Here is a 21,593-nt window from a genome sequence, read left to right on the forward strand (position 1 = left end):
GTCTTCTCCTCAGGCCTGCATCAAGGCGTTGTTTTCGAAACCGCGGACTGCTTCGGCGGTTGCCGTGTGGCAAAGATCGTCCTCAGCGGGGACTGCCGCCTTGTAGCGCGTGATGACAACGGGTTTCGGCTGATAGATGGGATCCGGATCGAGCGGATGCGGGCAATTGGAAAAGCCGACCAGCACGTCCATCTCGGCACGGAGATCGACATAGTCGCCGCTGTTGGAACGCTTACCCAGCCAGGCGAAGCCGCCGGCCTCGGCAAGGCGCACGGGTGCGAAGAGATTGAGGATGCCGGGGATATCGCGACGGGTAAGACCGAGCTTGCCGGCGACGAGAATCAAGTTGTCGCGCGTGTTGCGCGTCTTTTCGCCCGGATATTTCGCTGCGTTTGAGGCAGCGTTCGAGCCGCCCATCAGGCAGTCATGGGCGCCGGAACTGTCCTCGATCATCGAGAACATGACGCGACCCATGTCGGAGAAGATCACGCGCCCCTTGCCGAGCGCCGTCGTCCACTGGACCTTGGCGGTATCGACGAGATTGATCCGTTCGCTGCTATCGGCGGCGCTCCAGGCGACGAGCGCCAGGGTGGAATTGCCCTCCGCTTGATCGATGCGGATCGCCTCGCCGCGCGAAACTTTCGTCGACCAATACCAGCCGCCGGGGACGGTTTCCCGGTGGATGATAGCGGCGGCGTCGATGGCCGGCGCCGGCAAGGGGCTGGGGCCGGGCAGCGCCTTGGGGGCGAATTCCAGCCCCTTCTTCTGATGCTCCTCATATCGCGCGCGGTTGGCGGCGATTTCTTCGGGTGAGCGTCCCACATGCATCATTGCATCTCTCCTGATGGTGCCAGGTCGTCCCGGCTGTGCCCCAGGGAAGCGACCGGGCCGTCCCGGTCGGGGCTGAAGATCGATGGCTGGCCGGCAAGGCGCGGCGGCCAGATGGAAATATCCTTGGTGATGGTAGCGCCGTAGCGCTCCCTTTCCTCCGGCCGGTTGCGGCGGCGTTCGAAAGCGACGACGCGGTTCGCAAGCGTGAAGGCTTCGCGCATGTCATGCGTGACCATGACGACGGTCATCTGCGTCTCATGCCAGAGCCGTTTCATCAGCGTGTGGATCTCGGCGCGGATGCCCGGATCGAGCGCGCCGAAGGGTTCGTCGAGCAGCAGCACTTTCGGCTTCATGATCAGCGCCTGGGCCAGCGCAAGGCGCTGCTGCATGCCACCCGAAAGCTGGACCGGGTATTTGCCTTCGGAACCGGCAAGACCCACCTCGGCGATCAGCCGGCCCGCTTCCTCAAGCGCATTGCGGCGGGCCGCGCCGAAGAGCTTGGCCCTGTAGCGCGCGGCGGAAAATTCCCTGCCGAGCAGCACATTGCCGAGCACCGTCAGATGCGGGAAGACGGAGTAGCGCTGGAAGACGACACCGCGATCCGGCCCCGGCTCCGACGGCAGAGGCTCGCCGTCGAGCAGGATCTTACCCTTCGTCGGCTGCTCCTGGCCGAGCAGCATGCGCAGAAACGTCGTCTTGCCGCAGCCGGAGGGGCCGACAAGGGCGACGAAGGCGCGCGAAGCGACGGTGAGCGACACGTCTTCCAGCACGATCTGGTCGCCATATTCTTTCCAGACCCGTTCGATCTTCAGTTCGCTCATGCCTGCTTCTCCAGCTCCGACCAGGGAAACACGGCGATCCGCAAGCGGTCGAGCAGGGCGTTCATGACCACGGCAAGCAGCGTGATCCAGACGACATAGGGGAAGATGATATCCATCGACAGATAGCGGCGGACAAGGAAGATACGGTAGCCGAGGCCGGAATCCGAAGAGATCGCTTCGGCAGCAATGAGGAACAGCCAGGCGGGACCGAGCTGCAGTCGGAGGCAAGTGATCAGCCGCGGCAGGACCTGCGGCAGCACGATCCGCAGGCCGATCTGCCAGGAGGAGCCGCCAAGCGTCTCGGCCTTGACGATCTGCTCGCGCGGCAGCTCCAGCGCCTTCAGAGCCAGGTCACGGATCATCGTCGGCGCTACACCGATGACGATGAGGGCGATCTTCGAGGTTTCGCCGAGCCCCATGACGATGAAGAGGATCGGCAAAAGGGCGAGCGGCGGCACCATGGAAATCACGGCGATGAAGGGGGCGAGCAGTGCTCGCAGATAAGGCAGCATGCCGATCAGCATGCCGATGAGAAGCGCGATCGCCGTCGAGATGCCGAGGCCGGAGAGCAGCCGGATCAGGCTTGCTCCGGTATCCGACCAGAGCAGATAGTCTCCTGTGCGCTGGTCGGCAACGAAGGCCAGGCGGTTGATCGCATCGGCGAAGCCCGCAAGGCTCGGCAGAAGCTTGTCATTGGCGTTTTCCGCCAGTCGCGCAGCCGAGCCGAAGGCATAGGCAAGGGCAAGCAGCACGAAGGGCAGCAGCGTCAAGGCAAGCTGCGCACCCCGGCTCGGCCTCGTGTTGATCCAACGCATGGGAAATGCTCCGCTGAGAAGGAGAGGAGGCGCGGCCGAACCGCGCCGCCGTTCTGATCAGAGCGAGCCGTCGGCCGCTGACTTCATGTAGGTCTCGGTGAAGCGGAGCTTCACGTTGCCGGTATCACCCAGCACCTTGCCGTCGGGCATCTCAATGCCGATCACGTCAGCAGACGGCGCCCCATTGCCGAGCAGACCCTTCTCGAAAAGGAAGCTGCGGACGAGATCCATGGTCTTCGGCAGGCCGGGCGAAGCGGTGAAGGCAACGGCGTCGGCCGGTTTGTCGAATAGCTTGGTTGCGGCGAGCTGGGCTTCGAAGCCGGCACGGTCGGTGCCGGATGCAGAGCCCATGGCTTCGCGGGCGGCTTTGCCTTCGGCTGTGTCGGCCCGCAGCAGTGCGGCCGTCTCGTACCAGATGCCGGCGAGCGCCTTGCCGAAGTTCGGATTTTCCTTCAGCACGTCGGTGTTGGCGACCATCAGGTCGATGATCTCGCCCGGGACCTGCGAGCTGTCGAAAACCTTCTTGGCGCTGGGATCCTCCAGAATGGTGGAGACGAGCGGATTCCAGCTGACGACGGCGCTGACATCAGGCGTCTTGTAGGCTGCGACCATGTCGGCGTCCGATGTATTGACCACCTTCACGTCGCGCTCACTCAGCTTGATGCTTTCGAGCGCACGGGCGAGCAGATAGTGCGAGACGGAAAACTCGACGAGATTGACGTTTTGGCCCTTGATGTCGCCGAGGCTCGCCTTGTCCTTCAGGATGACGGCGTCATTGCCGTTCGAAAAATCGCCGACGATGACGGCCGTCGTGTCGACCCCGCCGGCGGCCGGGATCGACAGGCCGTCCATGTTGGTGAGCGTCACGGCATCGAAGGCGCCCGCCGTGTACTGGTTCATCGACTCGACGTAGTCATTGAACTGGGTGACTTCGATATTGATGCCGTATTTATCGGCCCATTTCTTGACGATGCCGTGGTCGCTCGCATAGCCCCAGGGCATCCAGCCGACATAGATGGACCAGGCGACCTTGAAGCTGGTTTTCGGCGCTGCGCCGGCGGAAGAGCCGAATCCGAAAGCCAACGATACCGAAAGGGCCGTTACGGAAAGAATCTTCGAAAAAGTCTGCATAGAAATTCCCCTTTTGCTTTTTCAAAAAGGGATCGGCAAAGACCATCGCGCCGCCAATCCCTTGGCTTACGAGGTCTCCCGGGCTTTTGTCCCGCCGTGCATCCGGTGGGATTTCTCTCCCAGCCGGTGGTGGCTCTCGGACCAGCACGCTCCCGTACGGAGCGCCGGAACCCTAGCCACCAACTCACAGATATCGAAGCAAGCAGTGTGCCAGATCGTAACTGGTTGATTTATCTCGAAAGGGGATTGCCGGCTTGCTTTCGAAATCGGCTGCATAAGCATTTTGCGCGAAAAATGTGCAGTGTTAGACAAAGGGATTGTGGCAGCGGCCTTCGCCATTGCGCAATGATTGAATGAGCGCTCTTTCGATTTCCTCAAGCAGATGGCTGAGCGGAATTCAGGCTCCTGAGCTTCAGTTGCCTGGTCTTCCGTTGAAACGCGCGCGTAGGTAACAAGGCTGGCCTTTTTGCCTCGCCAACGCGGGAGGCAGCACTATCTGTACAGCACAAAATGCAATATGGGCATTTTCATCGCCCAAAGATGGGATGCAGCGGCAATAATTAGAGCCCATAAGGCCAGCGAGAACATGACCGCGGCTAACCTGATTCCCATTGACTGCATCATTTCCTCCAACCCAGCATAATCGTCCCTCCTCGGACGATCTAACGCTATCAGGCTGCAGGTGGATCAGCTATCGCAAGAAATCGCTACTGGATCGTCGCTGCAGCGAGCGCTGGAAAAGATGCAATGTTTGGCAATGGGGCGCTCGCTTCCTCTCTCTCAAACGACAAAGTGGAAGTTGTCGTATTGCGCGCCATAATAATCGGGGCCGCTCGTTTCGTTGATGACGGGCTCGGTGTCGAGCACGAGATAGTCGATTTGGCCATAGGCGCTGAGATCAATCACTTGCGGGTCATGAATGCTGTCAGCGGTCACGTTGACCGTAACCAAGAACACGGTATCGCCGTTCAGCCTACCTTCGATCGTCAGAACGTTGTCATAATCGGATGTGCCATTTGCCACGCTGAATTGCTCTATTTGGAAGGTGCCGCCATCGGCGGCCTGGATGGGTGTCCAGAATGCGCCGCCTAACAGATAATGGTTGCCGTCGGCTTCCTTTTGTATCGCTGCATCGTCACCATCGTGCCAAGCGCCCCAATCGAAGCCCTTGTAGCCTGTGGGGAAATCATATTTGCCGACATCCTCGAAATTCACGAAGATGTCGCCACGCTCCGGCAGATCGACAGTGATATTGAGCAAGCCTAAGTCGGTGGCGCCTTTGCCGTCCGAGATCTTGAAATTGAACTGGTCGAGGAGTTGATCTCCAGGGCCGAGCGCTGATACCACCGGATTGGAGTGATCGAGTTCATAGGTATAGTAGCCGTCGGAATAGATGGTCAGCGTGCCGTATTTTCCCTCGATCGTCGTCGTCGTGGCCGGTCCGTCCGGAGTGGCCGGTTGCGGAATTCGCTGCCCGTTGACGAAGTTGAGACGCACAAGATCTCCGTCGGCATCCCTGGAACCGTCCAGGATGTTGCCGTCAACCGGCTTGTCGATGCCGAAAATGGGCTGGTATACGTCCGCTGCGACCGGCTTGTGGTTTGCCATTTCTACCTCCCGTCTGAAGTTCTGTTTAAACATGCAACCCTATCGGGTGCTTGGCAACGAGATTTTGACGAGCGTCTGACCAGTTCAGCCGGTTAAACCCAACAGACGCAATTTATCTGGAGTTCAATGATCCAAGTAAAGGGAGCGACGCAGGCGTCTATTCCCTTGGAAATGAATATTTATGTCTGTCTTACTCTGATGCCGCTTTGGGGAATGCGGTATTTTCTGCCTGTTCAAGCTTTCGATCAATTTCGGCCAGCGGAAATATTTCAGGCAGCGTAATAATGCCAGGCTCATGATGACGTCATCATGACGATAACCGGCGTTGATTGCTTCAATGCAGGCCGCCCACTCCGAGCAAGCTTTCGACGGCTTCGTGGTCCTTGGATAGGTCTGCCGGCGTTCCCGCCCAGGCCAGCCGCCCTCGTTCGAGAATGACGACCTGATCGGCGAAATCGAGCGCGCTCTGGATCCGCTGCTCGACAAGAAGGATGGTCATGTCGCCTGACTTGGCGAGTCCGGCGAAAGCTGCCATCAGTTCCTCGCAGATAACGGGGGCAAGCCCCTCGAGCGGTTCGTCGAGCAGCAGCACGGACGGGCGGCCGAGAATGGTGCGGGCCGTTGAAAGCATCTGCTGTTCGCCGCCGGAGAGCTGGTTGCCGAGGTTGCGGCGGCGCTCCTTCAGGCGCGGGAACAGTGCATAGGCTTCCTCCAGCGCCGTTTTCGGCCGCGCCTTCAAGCCGACGAAAAGGTTCTCTTCGACCGTCAACGTCGGAAAGACGCAGCGTGTCTGCGGCACATAGCCGAGACCCTTATGCGCGCGTGTTGCGCTTGGTGCTGTTGTGACATCCGTATCGCCAAGGGTGATGCGGCCCTCATAGCGTCGGGTCTGACCGGCGAGCGTCGCCAGCAGCGTTGTCTTGCCCATGCCGTTGCGGCCGAGCACGGCGAGCCTTGCGCCTGCCGGCACGGAGAAGGAAATGCCTTCCAACACCCGCGTCGGCCCGTATCCGGCCGACAGATTTTCGACCTTAAGCGACAGGGCTGGCATTGGCATAACTCCCGAGATAGGCCTCGCGCACACGCGCATCCCTGGTGACGTCCTCAGGTCGGCCGTCGAAAATGATCGCGCCGGCTGCCAGCACGATGACGCGTTTGGCAAAACGAAAGACAAGATCCATGTCGTGTTCGATCATCAGCACGGCGAGATCGGCGGGCAGATCGGCCAGCGCTTGCTCGATGCGGCCGGTATCGCTTTGCGGCACGCCGGCGGCCGGCTCGTCGAGCAGCAGCACCTTCGGCTTCAGCGCCAGAGCGACGGCGAGTTCCAGAAGCCGCTGTTGCCCATAGGCAATCTCGCTGACCTTGCGATGCATCAGCGGCGTCAGTCCGAGCTTTCCCAGGAGGTCGTCGATCTCGGCCATGACATCGGGCATCGAGAGGAAATTTCCGAACATGTTCCAGGTCTTTCCGTCCCGCTGCAGGACAGCGAGCCCCACATGTTCGGCGGGCGTCATGTCCTGGAAAAGCCGCGTCACCTGAAAGGAGCGGACGAGGCCGCGTTTGACCCTGCCGATCGCATTGACTGCCGTCACCGTTTCGCCGCCAAGGCGGACCTCGCCGGAATCGGGGGGGAGATTGCCGGTGACGAGGTTGACGAAGGTGGTCTTGCCGGCGCCGTTCGGGCCGATCAGCGCGACGCGGTCGCCGGGCGCCATCGCCAGCGAAACATCGTTGGTGACTGCAAGGCCACCGAAGGCTTTCCGGAGATTGGCGACTTCGAACACATGGCTCATGAGCGCTGCTCCCTGCGGCGGTCAATGAAATTTGCGGCCGTTCCGTAAAGCCCTTTCGGCGCGAAGAGCACGACGGCGATCAAGAGCGCACCGACCATGGTCAGCCAGTGGAAGGGATTGGCGGCCGAGACATAGTCCTCGAAGAGCATAAAGATGATCGTGCCGGAGAGCGCCCCGAAGAGAGAGCCGGTGCCGCCGAGCACGAGCATGACCAGCGCCTCCGCCGACTGTGTGAAGGACAGGCTGTCAAGACCGACGACCTGCGTCGAGATCGCGTTCAAGGCGCCGCCGACCCCGGCAACCGCGCCCGAGATGGCGTACATCCTGATGAGCGCGCCTTTCGGCGAACCACCCATGGCGCGGACACGCAACGGGTCCTGCTTGATGGCGCGGCAGAGCATGCCGAAGGGTGAACGCACCAGCAATCTCAGCAGCACGAAGACAACAAGCAGCAGCGTCATTCCGAAAAAGAAGGCGGTGCGGCCATAAAGATCGAATTCAAAAAAGCCGAGGACCGGATCGGGCGCGATGCCGGAAAGTCCATCGCTGCCGCCTGTCCATGAGGAGGCCTTGTTGGCGAATTCGTGGAAGAGGTGGATGAGGGCAATCGACAGCACGAGCTGCGGCAGGCCATGCGCGCGCAGAATGATCGCGCCGCTGAGCAGCCCAGAAGCTACGCCGCCGGCAATGCCGGCGAGCAGCATCAGCAGCGGATCATTGATGCCGTAATGCGCCGATAGGATGCCGGCGGCATAGGCGCCGGAGCCGAACAGGGCGGCATGGCCGAGCGTCGCAACGCCGCAATAGCCGGTCACCAGATCGAGCGAGAGCACGAGCAGCGCGATGGTGATCATCCGGGTCAGAAGCGCGAGATTATCAGGGAAGGCGAAATAGCCGATGGCGGCAACGGCGATGATCACCATGATGCCGGCGAGATCGCGGCTGACATAACCGCGCCGTTGCTGGAGACGTCCGTTTACGTTGTTCAACACAAGCGCCATCTCACTTCGCCCTCCCGGCAAGGCCGCGCGGGAAGACGCAGATGATCGCGATCACGGCAAGATAGAAGAAGAATTCCCCGAACTCCGGCATCAGATAGCGGCCGGTCGTATCGATCGCGCCGAGCAGCAGGCAGGCGATCAGCGCGCCGGGAATGGAGCCGGCGCCGCCGACGGAGACGACGACCAGGAAAGTCACCATGTAGCGCAGCGCGTAATAAGGTTCGACCGGCAGGAGTTCGGCGCCGACCACGCCGCCGAAGGCGGCAAGCCCGACGGCGATGGCAAAGCTCACCGCATAGATGATCTCGGTGCGTACGCCGAGTGCCGCCGCCATCGCCGCATCGTCCACCGAGGCGCGCAGTTTGACGCCGAAGCTGGTCCTTTCGATCGCGAACCAGAGCGCGAGCGCCACGGCGAGGCCGCAGAGAATGGCAAAAAGCCGGTGAACGGGAATGGTGCGAAAGCCAAGATCGGCCGAACCCTGCAGCGCCGCGGCAAGCGGTATGGTCTTCAGCGTTGGTCCCATGAGGTAATTGGCGATGCCGATGATGCAGAAGGTTATGCCGATCGTCATCAGCACCTGGGTCAGTTCCGGGGCACCGTAGATCCGGCGGTAGAGGAAGCGCTCGAGAGGGATTGCAATGATGATCGTGGCGACCACGGCAGCGAAGATCGCTATAGCATAACCGAGGCCGAGGTCACGTGCGGCATAGGAGGCGATGTAGCCGCCGATCATGGCGAAGGCGCCGTGCGCGAGGTTGACGACGCGCATCAGCCCCATGGTGACGGAAAGGCCGATCGAGATCACGAAGAGCACCATGCCATAGGCAAGCGCGTCGACGGCTATGCTGAAGACTGTCTGCATGGAACTACCTGCTTGAATGCGACGGACCTAAGATTCCAAGCCCGCCGCATGTTCTGACGCCCGATGTTACTTGGCTGCCGCCAGGCCCGGATCGCCCTGCTTCTCGAAGGTCTGGACCTCCTTGTTGACGTAGGTCCCGTCGTCGGCCTTGGCGACTTCGCGCAGATAGATGTTCTGCGTGATGTGGCGACTTTCCGGATCGATCGAAACCGGGCCGCGCGGGCTCGTCCAGGCAAGGCCCTTCACCGCATCGACAGCCTGTTCAGCATCCTGCTTGCCGCCCGTCGCCTCGATCATCTTGTAGATGACATACATGCCGTCATAGGCGCTGACTGCGGGGAAGGAGAGTTCGGCCTTGTTGCCGATCGCTTTAGTGGCAGCCTCGACGAAAGCCTTGTTTTCGGGCGAGTCGTGCGAAACGGCATAGTGGAAGGTCGTCTGGATGCCGAGTGCGGCATCACCGAGCGCCGGCAGGTCGGATTCCTGGGTCAGGTCGCCGGGCGCGAAGAACTTGATACCGGCAGCCTTCAGGCCATTCTCGTTATAGGCTTTGACGAAGCCGAGCGTCGTCGGTCCCGACGGCAGGAAGGCGAAGACGCCCTCAGCGCCGGAATCCTTGATGCGCTGCATAATCGGGCTGAAATCGTTGGTCGCAAGCGGCATGCGGATGGCCTCGACCACCTGACCGCCGGCCTTTTCGAAGCCGGTCTTGAAGGCATTCTCGGCATCGACGCCCGGGCCGTAATCGCTGACGACCGAGATTACCTTCTTGACGCCGGCGTCGAAGGCGACCTTGGCGATCGGCGTCGAGGTCTGCCAGGTCGTAAACGAGGTGCGCACGACGAGCGGACTCTTGGTCACGATCGCCGAGGTGGCGGCGTTCATGATGACCATCGGCACATTGCCCTGCTTGAGGATCGGTGTCACCGCCATGGCGTCGGGGGTGAAATAGAAGCCGGCGAGATACCGGACCTTTTCCTTGACGATCAGTTCCTGGGCAAGCGCCTTGGATTGGGCAGGATCGGCCTGCGGCACGTCGCGATAGACGATCTCCACCGTGTCGTTGCCGACCTTGCTGCCGTTAACGGCCATATAGGCGTCAATCCCCGCCTTGAAGTTCTTGCCCTGAAGCGCGAACGGACCGGAGAATGGGCCGATGACGCCGACCTTGATGGTGTCGGCATAGGCGCTCGTGCCCAGGACGATGGCCGCAGCGGCGGCCAGAAACAGCTTCCTCATTTTCTCTCTCCCTTTTCGGCGTACTCCGGCGCCGTATTGAATTTCATGTTAGCTTCTCATGCGAAATGGTGATGTAAAATGAAATAAATCCCCAAACACATGATTTCCTGGTTATGGTTCTGCGTCCCGAGCACTCGGTGGCTCTGCGGATGCGCGCAGCCTTCATCCGCAGTCCTTCAGAATGGCAACCCCACATAATTTTCGGCAAGGACCGTCGAGGCGGCGCGGGAATGCGTGAGATAGTCGAGCTCCGCCTCCTGAATCCTCTGATCGAAATCACCGGTATCTGGGAAAAGATGCATCATCGTCGTCATCCACCAGGAAAACCGCACCGCCTTCCACACACGGGCAAGTGCAACCTGCGAATAGGCGTCGATGCCATGATCCGAGCTTTCGCGGTAATGCTCGATCAGCCCGGAGAAAAGGTAATGCACGTCACTGGCCGCAAGGTTCAGCCCCTTGGCGCCGGTCGGCGGCACGATATGGGCGGCGTCGCCGACCAGGAAAAGCCGGCCGAAACGCATCGGCTCGGCGACGAAGGAGCGTAAAGGCGCGATCGATTTCTCGAAGGACGGCGCGGTTTTCAACGCCTCGGCGTGATGCGCCGGCAGGCGCCGTCTGAGCTCGTCCCAGAAGCGGTCGTCGCTCCAGTCCTCGACCCTCTCGTCGAGCGGGCATTGGAGATAATAGCGGCTGCGTGTCGCCGAACGCATTGAGCAGAGCGCAAAGCCCCTGGGATGGTTGGCGTAGATCAACTCGGGGCTCACCGGCGCCACGTCGGCAAGCAGACCCAGCCAGCCGAACGGATAGACCTTCTCGAAACTTCGGATCGCCCGTTCCGGGACGGCTTTGCGGCTCGCGCCATGAAAGCCGTCGCAGCCGGCGATGAAATCGCAATCGATGCGCCTGGCAGCGCCGTCCTTTGTATAGGTCACGAATGGAGAGCGGCCATCGAAACCATGCGGCGTGACATCGGCGGCATCGTAGATCGACAGGCCGCCGCTTGTTTCGCGCTGCGCCATCAGATCGCTCGTCACCTCGGTCTGGCCGTAGACAGTGACGCGCCGGCCGCCGGTGAGTTCATGCAGATCGATGCGATGGTCGCGTCCGTCGAAAGCGAGGGAGAAGCCGTCATGCGGCAGGCCTTCGGCATGCAGTCTCGCTCCGGCTTTGGCCTGGTCCAGCAGCCCGACAGTGCCTTCCTCCAGAACGCCGGCGCGCACCCGGCCGAGGATGTAATCCTTGTTGACGCGATCGAGAATGACATTGTCGATGCCGGCTTCGGTCAGAAGTTGACCCAGCAGTAAGCCGGCTGGTCCCGAACCGATAATGGCGACTTGAGTTCGCAAATGCTTCCTCCCAGCTTTTTGCGTTTTATCAGATTCTGCCGCGCCGACCGGATCGCCACAATGGACATTCCGGCCAAAAAATTGCACTAATCGAACATCCGCGCGGGAGGGAGCCAATGAGCAGGCATATACCGACTTACGAGCTCTACGGCGAAAACGTCGGACGATCGCCGGAATTTTGGGTGCATTGCGAAACAATTCGCTCCCGGAGCAGCTTGCATCAATGGGAAATTGCACTGCACCGCCACGAGAGCTTCTTTCAGATATTGTACATCGAAGCCGGTTCGGGTGATGCGATCTTCGGCGACAGGCGCCATGTCATCCGTCCGCCGGCGGTCATTACGGTTCCGCCCGGCCTCCATCACGGCTTTCGCTTCTCACGCGATATCGACGGTCTTGTCATCACCATATTGCGATCCCATCTCAGCCATCCGCCCGGCGAGCGCAGCCATCTCGGCGAATGGCTGGCGGCGCCGCATCTGACGCCGCTCGATCCGCGTGATGCCGACGGCATTCATGTCATGCAGACGTTGCGGCGACTAGGCGACGAATTTGAAAACCGCCGCAGCGGCCGCAACGAAGTGCTGGCAGCCTACGTCGCCTTGGCGCTGCGGCTGACAGCGCGGATTTCTCATGACGGTAATTCGAGCGAGCTTGCCTCAAGCGAAAACGAGCGACGGATGGACATGCTGGGCGAGCTCATTCAACAGCATTTTCGATCCCACAAGCCTGCATCCTTCTATGCCAGGGAGCTCGGGGTGTCGCCGACGCATCTCACCCGGATCGTCCGGTCGATGACCGGCAGCACGCCGCACGAGTTGATCGCCGCCAAACTCATTGAGGAGGCGAAGCGTCAGCTGGTCTTTACTCTGGGCAGCGTTCAGGAAATCGGATTCCGCCTCGGCTTTGCCGACCCCGCGTATTTCTCGCGCTTCTTCCTGAAATATGCCGGTGAAACGCCGCGAGTCTGGCGCATGACGGAAAAGGCCCGACTCGACCGCGCATAGGGTTTCGGCGTCCGGTGACAGCGCATTCGCAGGCGTCAGTCACCGATGTCTCATGTCGCCGGCCATGTCCAGTTCCGCACCTCCGGCATGTCCTCGCCATGTTCGCGCACATAGTCGTGGTGTTCCGAAAGCTTGCGACGGAAGGCGGCGAGGGCTTCGCCTGCTTTTTCCTTGACACCCGGGACGCGCTCGATCGCTTCGATGGCGAGGTGGTAGCGATCGAGTTCATTGAGCACGGTCATGTCGAAGGGCGTCGTGGTCGTGCCCTCTTCGATAAAGCCGCGGACGTGGATGTTTTCGTGGTTGGTGCGCTTATAGGTCAGGCGGTGAATGAGATAGGGATAGCCGTGATAGGCGAAAATCACCGGCTTGTCCGGCGTGAAGATCGCGTCAAAGGCGTCGTCGGTCAGGCCGTGCGGGTGCTGGTCCCTGGATTGCAGCGCCAAGAGATCGACGACGTTGACGGTGCGGATTTTTAGCGCCGGCACCGCCTTGCGCAAAAGGTCGACGGCGGCAAGCGTCTCCATCGTCGGCACGTCGCCGGCGCAGGCCATGACGAGGTCCGGCGCGACGGCATCTTCCTCGTTGCTTGCCCAGTGCCAGATGCCGATGCCTGCCTCGCAATGTTTCATCGCTTCGTCCATCGACAGCCATTGCGGCTCCGGCTGCTTGCCGGCGACGATGACATTGACGCGGTCATAGGTCCGCAGGCAATGGTCGCAGACCCAGAGCAGGGTGTTGGCATCCGGCGGCAGGTAGATGCGAACGATATCGGCCTTCTTGTTGGCGACGAGATCGACGAAACCGGGATCCTGGTGGCTGAAGCCGTTATGGTCCTGGCGCCAGACATGCGAGGTCAGCAGGTAGTTCAGCGACGAGATCGGCTTTCGCCATTCAAGCTCGCGCGTCACCTTCAGCCATTTGGCGTGCTGGTTGAACATCGAATCGATGATGTGGATGAAGGCCTCATAGCAGGAGAAGAGGCCGTGGCGGCCGGTCAGGAGGTAACCTTCCAGCCAGCCCTGGCAGAGATGTTCGGAGAGCACCTCCATGACGCGTCCATTGCGGGAGAGGTGGATATCATAGGGCTCGATATCCTCCATCCAGACGCGGTCGGTGACCTCGAAGACGCTGCCGAGGCGGTTCGATTCCGTTTCGTCGGGACCGAAGATACGGAAATTCGCCGCCGCCTCGTTGCGCTTCATCGTGTCGCGCAGGTAATGGCCGAGGATCTCCGTCGATTGCACCATCGCGCTGCCGCGCTTGCCGATCACGACAGCGTAGTCGCTGATATCGGGAACATCGAGCTCTTTGCGCAGCAACCCGCCATTGGCGTGCGGATTGGCGCCCATCCGGCGTTTGCCGACAGGCGCAAGCGCCCGCAATTCGGGTTTCAGCCGGCCGTCGGCGCCGAACAGGTCTTCCGGATCATAGCCGCGCATCCAGTCCTCGAGGATCTTGCGGTGGCCGTCATCCCCGCGGCAATTGGAGACCGGCACCTGGTGGGCGCGCCAGAAGCCTTCCACCATCTTGCCGTCAACCTCCTTTGGGCCGGTCCACCCCTTGGGGCTGCGCAGCACGATCATCGGCCAGCGCGGGCAACCCTCCGCGGTTTCGCCCCCTCGGGCCTGCTTCTGGATCTCGCGGATGCGGCCGAAGACACTGTCCAGCGTCGCGGCCATCTGCTGGTGCATATCGCGCGGTTCATGGCCGTCGACGAAGAACGGTTCGTAGCCGTACCCTTCGAAAAGACGGCGGAGATCATCGTCTCCGCCACGGCCGAGAATGGTCGGGTTGGCAATCTTGTAGCCGTTCAGGTGCAGGATCGGCAGCACGGCGCCGTCGCGGGCGGGATTGAGGAACTTGTTTGAATGCCAGCTCGCCGCCAACGGCCCGGTTTCGGCCTCGCCGTCGCCGACGACGCAGGCGACGATCAGGTCGGGATTGTCGAAGGCGGCGCCATAGGCATGGACGAGGGCGTAGCCGAGTTCGCCACCCTCATGGATCGAGCCCGGCGTTTCCGGTGCCGCGTGGCTCGGGATGCCGCCGGGGAAGGAGAATTGCCGGAAGAGCTTGCGCATACCTTCGGCATCCTCGGAAATATCGGGATAGATCTCGCTATAGCTGCCTTCGAGATAGGTGTTGGCAACCATGCCGGGCCCACCGTGACCGGGGCCGCACATATAGATGATGTCGAGATCGCGGGCGCGGATCACACGGTTGAGATGCACATAGATGAAGTTGAGGCCGGGCGTCGTGCCCCAGTGGCCGAGTAGGCGGGGCTTGATGTGTTCCGCCTTCAGCGGCTCGCGCAGCAGCGGATTGGCAAGCAGGTAGATCTGGCCGACCGAGAGATAATTGGCGGCCCGCCAGTAGCGGTCGATCAGGGTGAGTTCGGTATCGGTCAGGGCGGCGGCGGTTGCGACATGCTCTTCCATGGGTCTCTCCCGTTCGAAAACGCCTTTAACGTTATTTCTAGCCGCTGACGCCAGCGCGCCATTGATCTGGATCAGCGGGCGGCGAGAAGGGATAGCGCCTCGTCGGCGATCACCTGTTCCTCGTCCGTGGCGATGACATGGGCAGCCACGCGGCTTTCCCCGGCGCTGATCGTAAAATCATTGCCGGCATTCGCCTCTTCGTCGATCGAAAGGCCGAACCAGGCGAGGTGTTTCGCCACGCCGGCGCGGATCTCCGGCTGATTTTCGCCGATGCCGGCGGTGAAAACGACAGCATCGAGGCCGCCGAGAGTTACCGCCATGCGGCCGATCTCGCCGGCAATGCGCAGCGTGAAGAGGTCGATCGCCTGGCGCGCTTCCGGCCGTCCGTCCGTCAACAGGTCGCGCGTGTCGGCGCTGATGCCGGAAACGCCGAGCAGGCCCGAGCGGTGATAGAGCAGATCCTCGATCTCGCCCAGGGAGCGTTTTCTCTCTCCTGCCAGATGCAGGATGACGCCGGGATCGAGCCAGCCCGGGCGCGTTGCCATCGGGATGCCGTCGAGCGTCGAAAAGCCCATGCTGCAATCGCGGCTGATGCCCTTGTCGAGCGCACAGAGGCTGGCGCCGCTGCCGAGATGGGCGACCACCGCCTTGGCAGCCTGCGGCGCCTTGCCGGCAAGTTCACCAGCGATGAATTTATAGGAAAGCCCGTGGAAGCCGTAACGCTTGATGCCCTCGTCATGCAGGGAACGGGGTATGGCGAGACGGCGAACGAGATCATCCTGCGTGGCATGGAAGGCGGTGTCGAAGGAGGCTGTCTGGACAAGATGCGGCTTCACATGTCTGAGCGCGCGAATGAAACGCAGCGCTTGCGGCTGGTGCAGCGGCGCGAGCGGGATCAGCGCTTCGACGGCATCGATTGTGGTGGTGTCGAGGGCGGCTGCCCTCGTGAAGCGGTCGCCGCCATGGACGACGCGGTGACCGGCGGCGTGCGCGGCGGTCATGTCGAAGTGGTTGGCGAGAAGCCCGAAGGTCTCATCGATGACGCCGTGCAGGTCGTCCGTTACCTCCGCCTTCAGCGGCAGGTCGAACGTCTGCAGTCCCTTGTTCAGGCTGAGGCTGAGTGGGTCGGCACGAAAATCGATGACGCACTTGCCGATGTGTCGTGCTTCGGCGCTCTCAATCGAGAAGATGCCGATTTTGACGGTAGAAGAGCCGGCATTGAAGGTCAGAAGCAGGTCGGTCGATGACATGTCTTTAGCAGTTCCGCGCAGGCATAATGATGACCGAACTTAGTGCCGGGACTTCTGATGGAAAGATATCTATTCGTCCGTCACGCGTATTTGCGGGCCCGCCCGGCCCTCTTGATGCATTCGGATTGTAACCCGGCACCTTTCATGAATGCGCCCCTCAGCCATCCCGCAGCGGGCAATGCTCTGCCGTCAGTGACTTACGGGCGTGGGTGGTGAGGACGTCTTGAGAGGTTCATCGCGATGCTTCCCATGATCCTGCGGCAGGTGTTCTAGCGCGTCGCATAAATCAAACTGAATGCGACGCGCTTAAAGCCTCGTCAGGCCGTGGATGCCAGATTGGCGTTGCGGTCGCGGATGAAGGTGTCCGCCTCGGCGGCGGGCATCGCCTTGCCGAAAAGATAGCCCTGGCCGATGTCACAGCCGAGTTGCAGCAGGAAGGCGAGCTGGCCATGCTCCTCGACGCCTTCCGCAGTCGTCTTGATATTGAGGCTTCTGCCGAGACCAAGCATGGCGCGGACGATCTTTTCCTGGCGTTCGTCGTCGCGATAGGTGGCGATGAAACTTTTGTCGATCTTGATCTTGTCGAAGCGGTAGCGGGCGAGCTGGGCGAGGCTCGAATAGCCCGTGCCGAAATCATCAAGGGCGATCTGGATGCCGGCAGCATGCAGTTCTTCAAGAATGACGGCGGCGATGGCGGGATCCTGAATCAGCGCGTTCTCGGTGATCTCCACTTCCAGGCGTTGCGGCGGCAGCCGGGTTGCCGACAGCACCTTGAGGATGCGGGATGTCAAGAGCTTGTCTTCCATCTGCACTGGCGAGACGTTGAAGGACAACATGACATGCGCCGGCCAGGTGAGCGCGTCGCTGCAGGCCTGGGCGAGCAGATCCTCGAACAAGGCGGTGATCATGCCGGTTTCCTCGGCAATGTCGATGAAGACCGGCGGCGGAATGTGGATGTCATCCTCGCCCGCCCAGCGCGCGAGCGCTTCGAAACCGCAGAGCTGGCCGGTCTTCAGGTCGATCAGCGGCTGATAGAAGGGCTTAATGTCTTTACTGGCGATTGCGGCGCGCAGTCTGGTTTCCAAGGAGGCGCGCTCGGCTACCTTGTCCTGCATTGAGGTTTCGAAGGCGAGAAAATGGTTGGGGCCGCGTGATTTGGCCTCGTACATGGCGAGGTCGGCACGATGGGCGGCATCTTCCAGCGGTTCGGTTCCCTCAGCCCAGCGATCGTAGCCGACGCTGGCGCCGACTTCGACGGCAAAGCCATCGATATGGATCGGTCGGGTCACGGCCTGGATCAGCAGCCTGGCGAAACGCTCCTCCCGTTGCGCGGTCAAAGCAAAGGCGACGATGATGAATTCGTCGCCCCCAAAGCGGTAGACGCAATCTGCATTGCCGAGCGCGCAGATGCGCCTGGCGACTTCGATGAGCAACACGTCGCCGCCTTTGTGGCCGACGAGATCGTTGACTTTCTTGAAGCCGTCGAGATCGACAGAGAAAATGGTGACGTTGTCGTCCCATTCCTCGACTTCGGCCTCGTCGTTCTTGATAGGCCGTGCGAGAGCCTTGCGCTCGAAGGCGTAGCGGTTCGGTAGCTTGGTCAGATGGTCATGAGTTGCCGTCCAATCGGCCTTCGCCTGAGCGGCGACGCGCAATTCCATTTCCTTGCGCAGGTCGGCAATACGCAGCACCGAATAGACGAAGCTCATAGCGCCAGCGATGCCGAGCCCAAGAACGAGCTTGTCGGCGCCATAGGCGCGGAAATGGGTCATGAATGAAACGAGGCTGTCGTCGAACCGGAGCAGCGTACCGAGGAGCCAGAGGGTTATCCCCAAACCGACGATCGACATGCATTGCCTTCCGGCTCTGCTCTGGAAAAACACCGGCATAATGCCTTCTCCATCTCCACCCCGCGTGGTGATATCACAAAAGTCTGAAATGTTCGTTGAAACCAGAAGGCGAATTTTCAGAGGGGTGGGTTTGCCGCTGCGGCATCAAAAGCCCCGATGGTATTGAGATACAACCGGAATTGCGTGGCGGCTGTTTGACGGATCTCGACCATAAGGAGAATAATTGCCGCAGGTGATTGGTACTGCAAAGATAGGATGAAGAACGAAGGCGAGCGTGCTATCGCATGCTCGCCCTTTCTCGTGCGTCAGGCGGTGACGATCAGCAGCGGAACGCTGACGATGAGACCGGCCAGAACCGTGAACGTGGCGAAGCGCATAAAACGCAGGCGCCGCGTCCGTTCTCCACTCCAATCATATGTCATTCTTCCATCTCCTTGGGACAAGGAAGGTAGTCCCCGGGCAACCGGGTTCAACAGGGATGACACAATTTGCTTGTGTAAGGCTGGATAAAATGCGGGTTCTCTAATGCTGGAAGCGCAGAGACCAGCGGCTGCCGTTGCTGGTCATGCGAAGGATGGCGAGCGGCTCGACGTCGCTCAGCCAGAAGGAGGAAGGCGGCGCCTGAAGCACATGTGCGACGGCCGCCCGGATGACAGCCGCATGGCTGACGGCGATGACGTGACCGCCGAGGGCCGATTGGGTGTCCATCCAGCCGACGACGCGCTTTCGCAGATCAACAAGGCTCTCGCCGCCGTGCGGTGCTGCTGCCGGCTCGGTCATCCAGGCCATGAGGCTTTCCGGCTCTTCCGCCTCGATCGCCGCGATCGGCCTGCCGGCCCAGCGGCCATGGTCGCAGTCGCGAAGCGACGGCTCTATCCCGGCCTGAAGCCGCAGCGCCTCGGCTGTCTCGCGGGCACGCAAGGCGGGGCTCGTGACAATACGGTCGGCACGGGGGAGGACGGCCATCCCGCCAGCTTCTTCAGCGGCCTTGCCTTCCAGCGGTTCGTCGAGCGGGAAAAGGGCCTTGCGACTCGCCGCCGTCGCGCCGTGGCAGATCCAGGTGAGGCGCGTGTTCACGGTCGTGCTGATCTCCGGATAGCGGTGGGGATGGCCCTTAGGCGTTTCGTGAAGTTTCGTTGACAGTCTCTTCGGCGTGCAGATATAACCGGGCTGTTGCGGGTTTGGAAGCCGGTGGAAATCCGGCGCGGTCGCGCCACTGTGACCAGCGTGTCGAAAGCTCTTCGCGCTGGAAGTCAGACCCTGCCGCACAAGCACTCTTTCGACTGAACGCGTCATTCCGGAGGAATACATGTCTGACACCACTTTCACGCCCGTCGCGGCACCAGCGCCGATCCCGGTCGGCGAAATCCTGCCCTGGGCGATCTTCGGCGGCCTGCTGATGCTCATCGCCATCTATTTCGTCGGCACCGAGGAAGGCGCGATGGCGCTGTTCAACGGCATGTATGTGCATGAATTCGTGCATGACGGCCGCCACCTTCTCGGCTTTCCCTGCCACTGAGGGAGTTCCCGACATGGTTGGAAACCTTTTGCTTCGCGGCATGTTCGCGGGCGTGATTGCTGGCATTCTCGTTTTCGCCTTCGCCCATATCTTCGGCGAACCGCTGGTCGATGCGGCAATCGCCTTCGAAGAGGCGAGCGCGCAGGCGGCCGGGCAAGCGGCCGAACCTGAAGTCGTCAGCCGCGCCACGCAGGCCGGTCTCGGCCTCTTCACCGGCGTCATGGCTTACAGCGTTGCCGTCGGCGGACTATTTGCCCTCGCCTTTGCTTTCGTGCACGGGCGCTTCAGCGCTCTTTCGGCGCGTGGCACCTCTGCTGTCATCGCCATCGCCGCCTTCGTGGCGATCGTGCTCGTTCCCGGTATCAAATATCCGGCCAACCCGCCGGCGGTCGGCAACCCCGACACGATCGGCGTCAGGACGGAGCTGTTCTTCCTGATGATCGTCGTTTCGGTCGCGGCGCTGATTGCCGCCGTGGCGCTGTCGCGCCGCCTTTCCGAGCGTTTCGGGCTTTGGAACGGCGCGATCGTCGCCGCTCTCGCCTATCTCGTCTTCATCGGCGTCGTGCTTTATCTGCTGCCCCCGATCAACGAAGTGCCGGAGAATTTCTCGGCGATGGTACTCTGGCGGTTCCGCACGACCTCGCTCGGCATGCACGCGATTCTCTGGGCAACGCTCGGCCTTGCCTTCGGAGCGCTCGCGGAAAGACGGCTTGCCCTCAAGGGCGGGCTGCGGCCCGCCTTCCGGTGATCCGGCGCATCGGCAGGCTTGCGGCTCTCGCTCTGATCGCAAGCCTGTTCCCATTGCTTGCGGGAAACACGTCTGCCCATGAGCGCAGCGCCGACGGTAGCCATGCCGGCCTCGAGATCCCCGCCATTTCCCACGGCGAGATGGCGGTCATTTCCGATTACCGCAGCGGGATTATCGGGCTGGCGTCGCGGGCGGTCGATACCAACGAACCGTTCCGCCGCGTCCTGAACTACGCCGAGATCCAGTATTCCTATTGTCTGTGGGGCCGGATGCCGGGCAGCGTGACGGACGAGGAAAGCCCTTTCAACGAATGCGCCCATGCCTATCTTGCGGCGACGAAAGCTGTATTGCTGTCGATGCGGGAGATGCCGCGGGAGGCGGCCGCGGCGGGTGAAATCATCTCGGCAATCGACGCGGATATGGCGCGACGCGGGCTCGCGCTCATCACCTGCCAGTTCAGCGGCGAGGCCTTCAACACCGCCGACATCGTCAAGCCAAATTGGAGCAAAGTGCCGCTTCATCCTGCCAGCATGGCATCGTTGACAGGATTGGCTGCCCTGTTCGGTCTTGCCGGCCTTGTGCTTAGACGCGTCTTGCGGCCGAAAGCTCAGTCGTCGGAATAGCGCTGTTCGCGCCACGGATCGCCATACATGTGGTAACCGTTCTTTTCCCAGAACCCGGCCTTGTCGGCGGGCATCAGCTCGATCTGGCGCAGCCATTTGGCGCTTTTCCAGAAATATAGATGCGGCACGACCAGGCGCATCGGGCCGCCATGGTCTGATGTCAGCGGCAGGCCCTCCCATGAGGTCGCCAGGATCGCGTCCTCGGCGGCGAAATCGGCAAGCGGCAGGTTGGTGGTGTAGCCGTCATAACTCGTCAGCAGGACGTAGGCCGCTTCCGGCTTCGGCATGGCGAGATCGAGCAGATCCCGCGTCGAAACGCCTTTCCAGTTGTTGTCGTAACGCGACCAGGTGGTGACGCAGTGGATATCGCTGACCTTGGTGCTCTGCTCGATCGCCTGGAAGGCCGCCCAGTTGAGCGTGAGCGGTGTTTCGACCAGGCCGCGGACATCGAGCCGCCAGCTGTTGGTGGAGATGACCGGCTGCTGGCCGAGATCGAGCACCGGCCAGTTCTTGACGAGGTGCTGACCGGGTGGCAGGCGCTCGGCTTCAGGACGGCTGACGCGGCCGGTCAGGAATTTTCCCTCCGCCGCCCAGCGGCGTTTGGAACTGGTCAGCTTGCTGTCGGAGGGCGTCTGGTCGTCGCTCATGAGCGGGTCTCCTTGGGATGCCGCAATAGGGCATTCGGCTCCCCGGGTGTCAAGT

General features: G+C 61.4%; 20 protein-coding genes and 1 riboswitch. Of the genes, 4 read left to right on the top strand and 16 right to left on the bottom strand.

Annotated features, from left to right (window positions below; all coding sequences use genetic code 11):
• Positions 1–9: 9 nt before the first annotated feature.
• The 11 genes from EFR00_RS14410 to pobA all read right to left on the bottom strand — a co-directional run bounded on the left by EFR00_RS14410 (position 10) and on the right by pobA (position 11,456).
• Complete coding sequence (locus EFR00_RS14410) at positions 10–831, bottom strand: urea amidolyase associated protein UAAP1 (RefSeq protein ID WP_009993031.1); 822 nt, start codon at positions 829–831, stop codon at positions 10–12.
• Entirely contained in the window at positions 828–1,652 is an 825-nt protein-coding gene (locus tag EFR00_RS14415; protein WP_077990442.1) for an ABC transporter ATP-binding protein, read from the bottom strand. Before EFR00_RS14415 ends, EFR00_RS14410 begins: the two co-directional genes overlap by 4 nt.
• A complete protein-coding gene (locus EFR00_RS14420; protein ID WP_039621946.1) occupies positions 1,649–2,467 on the bottom strand; it encodes an ABC transporter permease in 819 nt (272 codons plus the stop codon). Before EFR00_RS14420 ends, EFR00_RS14415 begins: the two co-directional genes overlap by 4 nt.
• A 57-nt stretch (positions 2,468–2,524) precedes the next feature.
• Positions 2,525–3,598: a putative urea ABC transporter substrate-binding protein gene (locus EFR00_RS14425; RefSeq protein ID WP_077990440.1), complete on the bottom strand. Its 1,074-nt coding sequence runs from the start codon at positions 3,596–3,598 to the stop codon at positions 2,525–2,527.
• A 73-nt stretch (positions 3,599–3,671) separates the two neighbouring features.
• A riboswitch (guanidine-I (ykkC/yxkD leader) is annotated at positions 3,672–3,785 on the bottom strand.
• A gap of 593 nt (positions 3,786–4,378) precedes the next feature.
• Complete coding sequence (locus EFR00_RS14430; RefSeq protein WP_077990438.1) at positions 4,379–5,206, bottom strand: VCBS domain-containing protein; 828 nt, start codon at positions 5,204–5,206, stop codon at positions 4,379–4,381.
• A gap of 334 nt (positions 5,207–5,540) precedes the next feature.
• Positions 5,541–6,257 carry an ABC transporter ATP-binding protein gene (locus EFR00_RS14435; RefSeq protein WP_077990435.1) on the bottom strand — a complete coding sequence of 239 codons (717 nt, stop codon included), beginning with the start codon at positions 6,255–6,257 and terminating at the stop codon, positions 5,541–5,543.
• Entirely contained in the window at positions 6,238–7,002 is a 765-nt protein-coding gene (locus tag EFR00_RS14440; protein ID WP_077990433.1) for an ABC transporter ATP-binding protein, read from the bottom strand. The genes EFR00_RS14435 and EFR00_RS14440 overlap by 20 nt, the downstream gene beginning before the upstream one ends.
• Positions 6,999–8,003, bottom strand: coding sequence for a branched-chain amino acid ABC transporter permease (locus tag EFR00_RS14445; protein WP_077990429.1), 1,005 nt, complete (start codon positions 8,001–8,003; stop codon positions 6,999–7,001). Before EFR00_RS14445 ends, EFR00_RS14440 begins: the two co-directional genes overlap by 4 nt.
• A 1-nt stretch (position 8,004) precedes the next feature.
• A complete protein-coding gene (locus tag EFR00_RS14450; protein ID WP_077990423.1) occupies positions 8,005–8,868 on the bottom strand; it encodes a branched-chain amino acid ABC transporter permease in 864 nt (287 codons plus the stop codon).
• 66 nt (positions 8,869–8,934) lie between these two features.
• Positions 8,935–10,107, bottom strand: a complete 1,173-nt coding sequence (locus EFR00_RS14455; RefSeq protein WP_077990421.1) for an ABC transporter substrate-binding protein — start codon at positions 10,105–10,107, stop codon at positions 8,935–8,937.
• A 176-nt stretch (positions 10,108–10,283) separates the two neighbouring features.
• Positions 10,284–11,456: a 4-hydroxybenzoate 3-monooxygenase gene (gene pobA, locus EFR00_RS14460; RefSeq protein WP_077990419.1), complete on the bottom strand. Its 1,173-nt coding sequence runs from the start codon at positions 11,454–11,456 to the stop codon at positions 10,284–10,286.
• A gap of 116 nt (positions 11,457–11,572) precedes the next feature.
• Here pobA and EFR00_RS14465 point away from each other — a divergent pair, with 116 nt between their 5' ends.
• Positions 11,573–12,463 carry a helix-turn-helix domain-containing protein gene (locus tag EFR00_RS14465; protein WP_077990416.1) on the top strand — a complete coding sequence of 297 codons (891 nt, stop codon included), beginning with the start codon at positions 11,573–11,575 and terminating at the stop codon, positions 12,461–12,463.
• A gap of 50 nt (positions 12,464–12,513) precedes the next feature.
• Here the strand turns inward: EFR00_RS14465 and EFR00_RS14470 are convergent, their stop codons facing one another.
• The 4 genes from EFR00_RS14470 to EFR00_RS14485 all read right to left on the bottom strand — a co-directional run bounded on the left by EFR00_RS14470 (position 12,514) and on the right by EFR00_RS14485 (position 19,078).
• Positions 12,514–14,901, bottom strand: coding sequence for a phosphoketolase family protein (locus tag EFR00_RS14470; protein ID WP_077990405.1), 2,388 nt, complete (start codon positions 14,899–14,901; stop codon positions 12,514–12,516).
• 71 nt (positions 14,902–14,972) lie between these two features.
• Entirely contained in the window at positions 14,973–16,151 is a 1,179-nt protein-coding gene (locus tag EFR00_RS14475) for an acetate/propionate family kinase (RefSeq protein WP_077990403.1), read from the bottom strand.
• A gap of 317 nt (positions 16,152–16,468) precedes the next feature.
• Positions 16,469–18,040 (bottom strand): putative bifunctional diguanylate cyclase/phosphodiesterase, encoded by a 1,572-nt coding sequence (locus EFR00_RS14480; RefSeq protein WP_077990400.1) that lies wholly within the window; start codon positions 18,038–18,040, stop codon positions 16,469–16,471.
• Between the two features lie 483 nt (positions 18,041–18,523).
• Positions 18,524–19,078 carry a histidine phosphatase family protein gene (locus tag EFR00_RS14485; RefSeq protein WP_010060819.1) on the bottom strand — a complete coding sequence of 185 codons (555 nt, stop codon included), beginning with the start codon at positions 19,076–19,078 and terminating at the stop codon, positions 18,524–18,526.
• A gap of 232 nt (positions 19,079–19,310) precedes the next feature.
• On the opposite strand from EFR00_RS14485, the gene EFR00_RS14490 reads away from it, so the two are divergent.
• From EFR00_RS14490 to EFR00_RS14500, 3 genes are read left to right on the top strand one after another with little or no spacing between them, the layout of a single operon-like run.
• Positions 19,311–19,520, top strand: coding sequence for a CbtB domain-containing protein (locus EFR00_RS14490; RefSeq protein WP_010060821.1), 210 nt, complete (start codon positions 19,311–19,313; stop codon positions 19,518–19,520).
• Positions 19,521–19,533: 13 nt separating this feature from the next.
• Positions 19,534–20,268 carry a CbtA family protein gene (locus tag EFR00_RS14495; protein WP_077990397.1) on the top strand — a complete coding sequence of 245 codons (735 nt, stop codon included), beginning with the start codon at positions 19,534–19,536 and terminating at the stop codon, positions 20,266–20,268.
• Positions 20,268–20,891, top strand: coding sequence for a hypothetical protein (locus tag EFR00_RS14500; protein WP_406550269.1), 624 nt, complete (start codon positions 20,268–20,270; stop codon positions 20,889–20,891). Before EFR00_RS14495 ends, EFR00_RS14500 begins: the two co-directional genes overlap by 1 nt.
• Here the strand turns inward: EFR00_RS14500 and EFR00_RS14505 are convergent.
• Positions 20,876–21,538, bottom strand: coding sequence for a sulfite oxidase-like oxidoreductase (locus tag EFR00_RS14505; protein WP_077990395.1), 663 nt, complete (start codon positions 21,536–21,538; stop codon positions 20,876–20,878). The two genes, EFR00_RS14500 and EFR00_RS14505, sit on opposite strands and share 16 nt — an antisense overlap.
• Between the last annotated feature and the right edge of the window lie 55 nt (positions 21,539–21,593).

The organism is Rhizobium sophoriradicis (genome assembly GCF_003939025.1).
In the GTDB taxonomy this organism is placed as follows: domain Bacteria; phylum Pseudomonadota; class Alphaproteobacteria; order Rhizobiales; family Rhizobiaceae; genus Rhizobium; species Rhizobium sophoriradicis.

What these genes read in the sequence shown, in the direction of transcription:
- EFR00_RS14410 (WP_009993031.1), bottom strand. Translation starts at nt 831, where the DNA reads ATGATGCATGTGGGACGCTCACCCGAAGAAATCGCCGCCAACCGCGCG.
- EFR00_RS14415 (WP_077990442.1), bottom strand. Translation starts at nt 1,652, where the DNA reads ATGAGCGAACTGAAGATCGAACGGGTCTGGAAAGAATATGGCGACCAG.
- EFR00_RS14420 (WP_039621946.1), bottom strand. Translation starts at nt 2,467, where the DNA reads ATGCGTTGGATCAACACGAGGCCGAGCCGGGGTGCGCAGCTTGCCTTG.
- EFR00_RS14425 (WP_077990440.1), bottom strand. Translation starts at nt 3,598, where the DNA reads ATGCAGACTTTTTCGAAGATTCTTTCCGTAACGGCCCTTTCGGTATCG.
- EFR00_RS14430 (WP_077990438.1), bottom strand. Translation starts at nt 5,206, where the DNA reads ATGGCAAACCACAAGCCGGTCGCAGCGGACGTATACCAGCCCATTTTC.
- EFR00_RS14435 (WP_077990435.1), bottom strand. Translation starts at nt 6,257, where the DNA reads ATGCCAGCCCTGTCGCTTAAGGTCGAAAATCTGTCGGCCGGATACGGG.
- EFR00_RS14440 (WP_077990433.1), bottom strand. Translation starts at nt 7,002, where the DNA reads ATGAGCCATGTGTTCGAAGTCGCCAATCTCCGGAAAGCCTTCGGTGGC.
- EFR00_RS14445 (WP_077990429.1), bottom strand. Translation starts at nt 8,003, where the DNA reads ATGGCGCTTGTGTTGAACAACGTAAACGGACGTCTCCAGCAACGGCGC.
- EFR00_RS14450 (WP_077990423.1), bottom strand. Translation starts at nt 8,868, where the DNA reads ATGCAGACAGTCTTCAGCATAGCCGTCGACGCGCTTGCCTATGGCATG.
- EFR00_RS14455 (WP_077990421.1), bottom strand. Translation starts at nt 10,107, where the DNA reads ATGAGGAAGCTGTTTCTGGCCGCCGCTGCGGCCATCGTCCTGGGCACG.
- EFR00_RS14465 (WP_077990416.1), top strand. Translation starts at nt 11,573, where the DNA reads ATGAGCAGGCATATACCGACTTACGAGCTCTACGGCGAAAACGTCGGA.
- EFR00_RS14470 (WP_077990405.1), bottom strand. Translation starts at nt 14,901, where the DNA reads ATGGAAGAGCATGTCGCAACCGCCGCCGCCCTGACCGATACCGAACTC.
- EFR00_RS14475 (WP_077990403.1), bottom strand. Translation starts at nt 16,151, where the DNA reads ATGTCATCGACCGACCTGCTTCTGACCTTCAATGCCGGCTCTTCTACC.
- EFR00_RS14480 (WP_077990400.1), bottom strand. Translation starts at nt 18,040, where the DNA reads ATGCCGGTGTTTTTCCAGAGCAGAGCCGGAAGGCAATGCATGTCGATC.
- EFR00_RS14490 (WP_010060821.1), top strand. Translation starts at nt 19,311, where the DNA reads ATGTCTGACACCACTTTCACGCCCGTCGCGGCACCAGCGCCGATCCCG.
- EFR00_RS14495 (WP_077990397.1), top strand. Translation starts at nt 19,534, where the DNA reads ATGGTTGGAAACCTTTTGCTTCGCGGCATGTTCGCGGGCGTGATTGCT.
- EFR00_RS14505 (WP_077990395.1), bottom strand. Translation starts at nt 21,538, where the DNA reads ATGAGCGACGACCAGACGCCCTCCGACAGCAAGCTGACCAGTTCCAAA.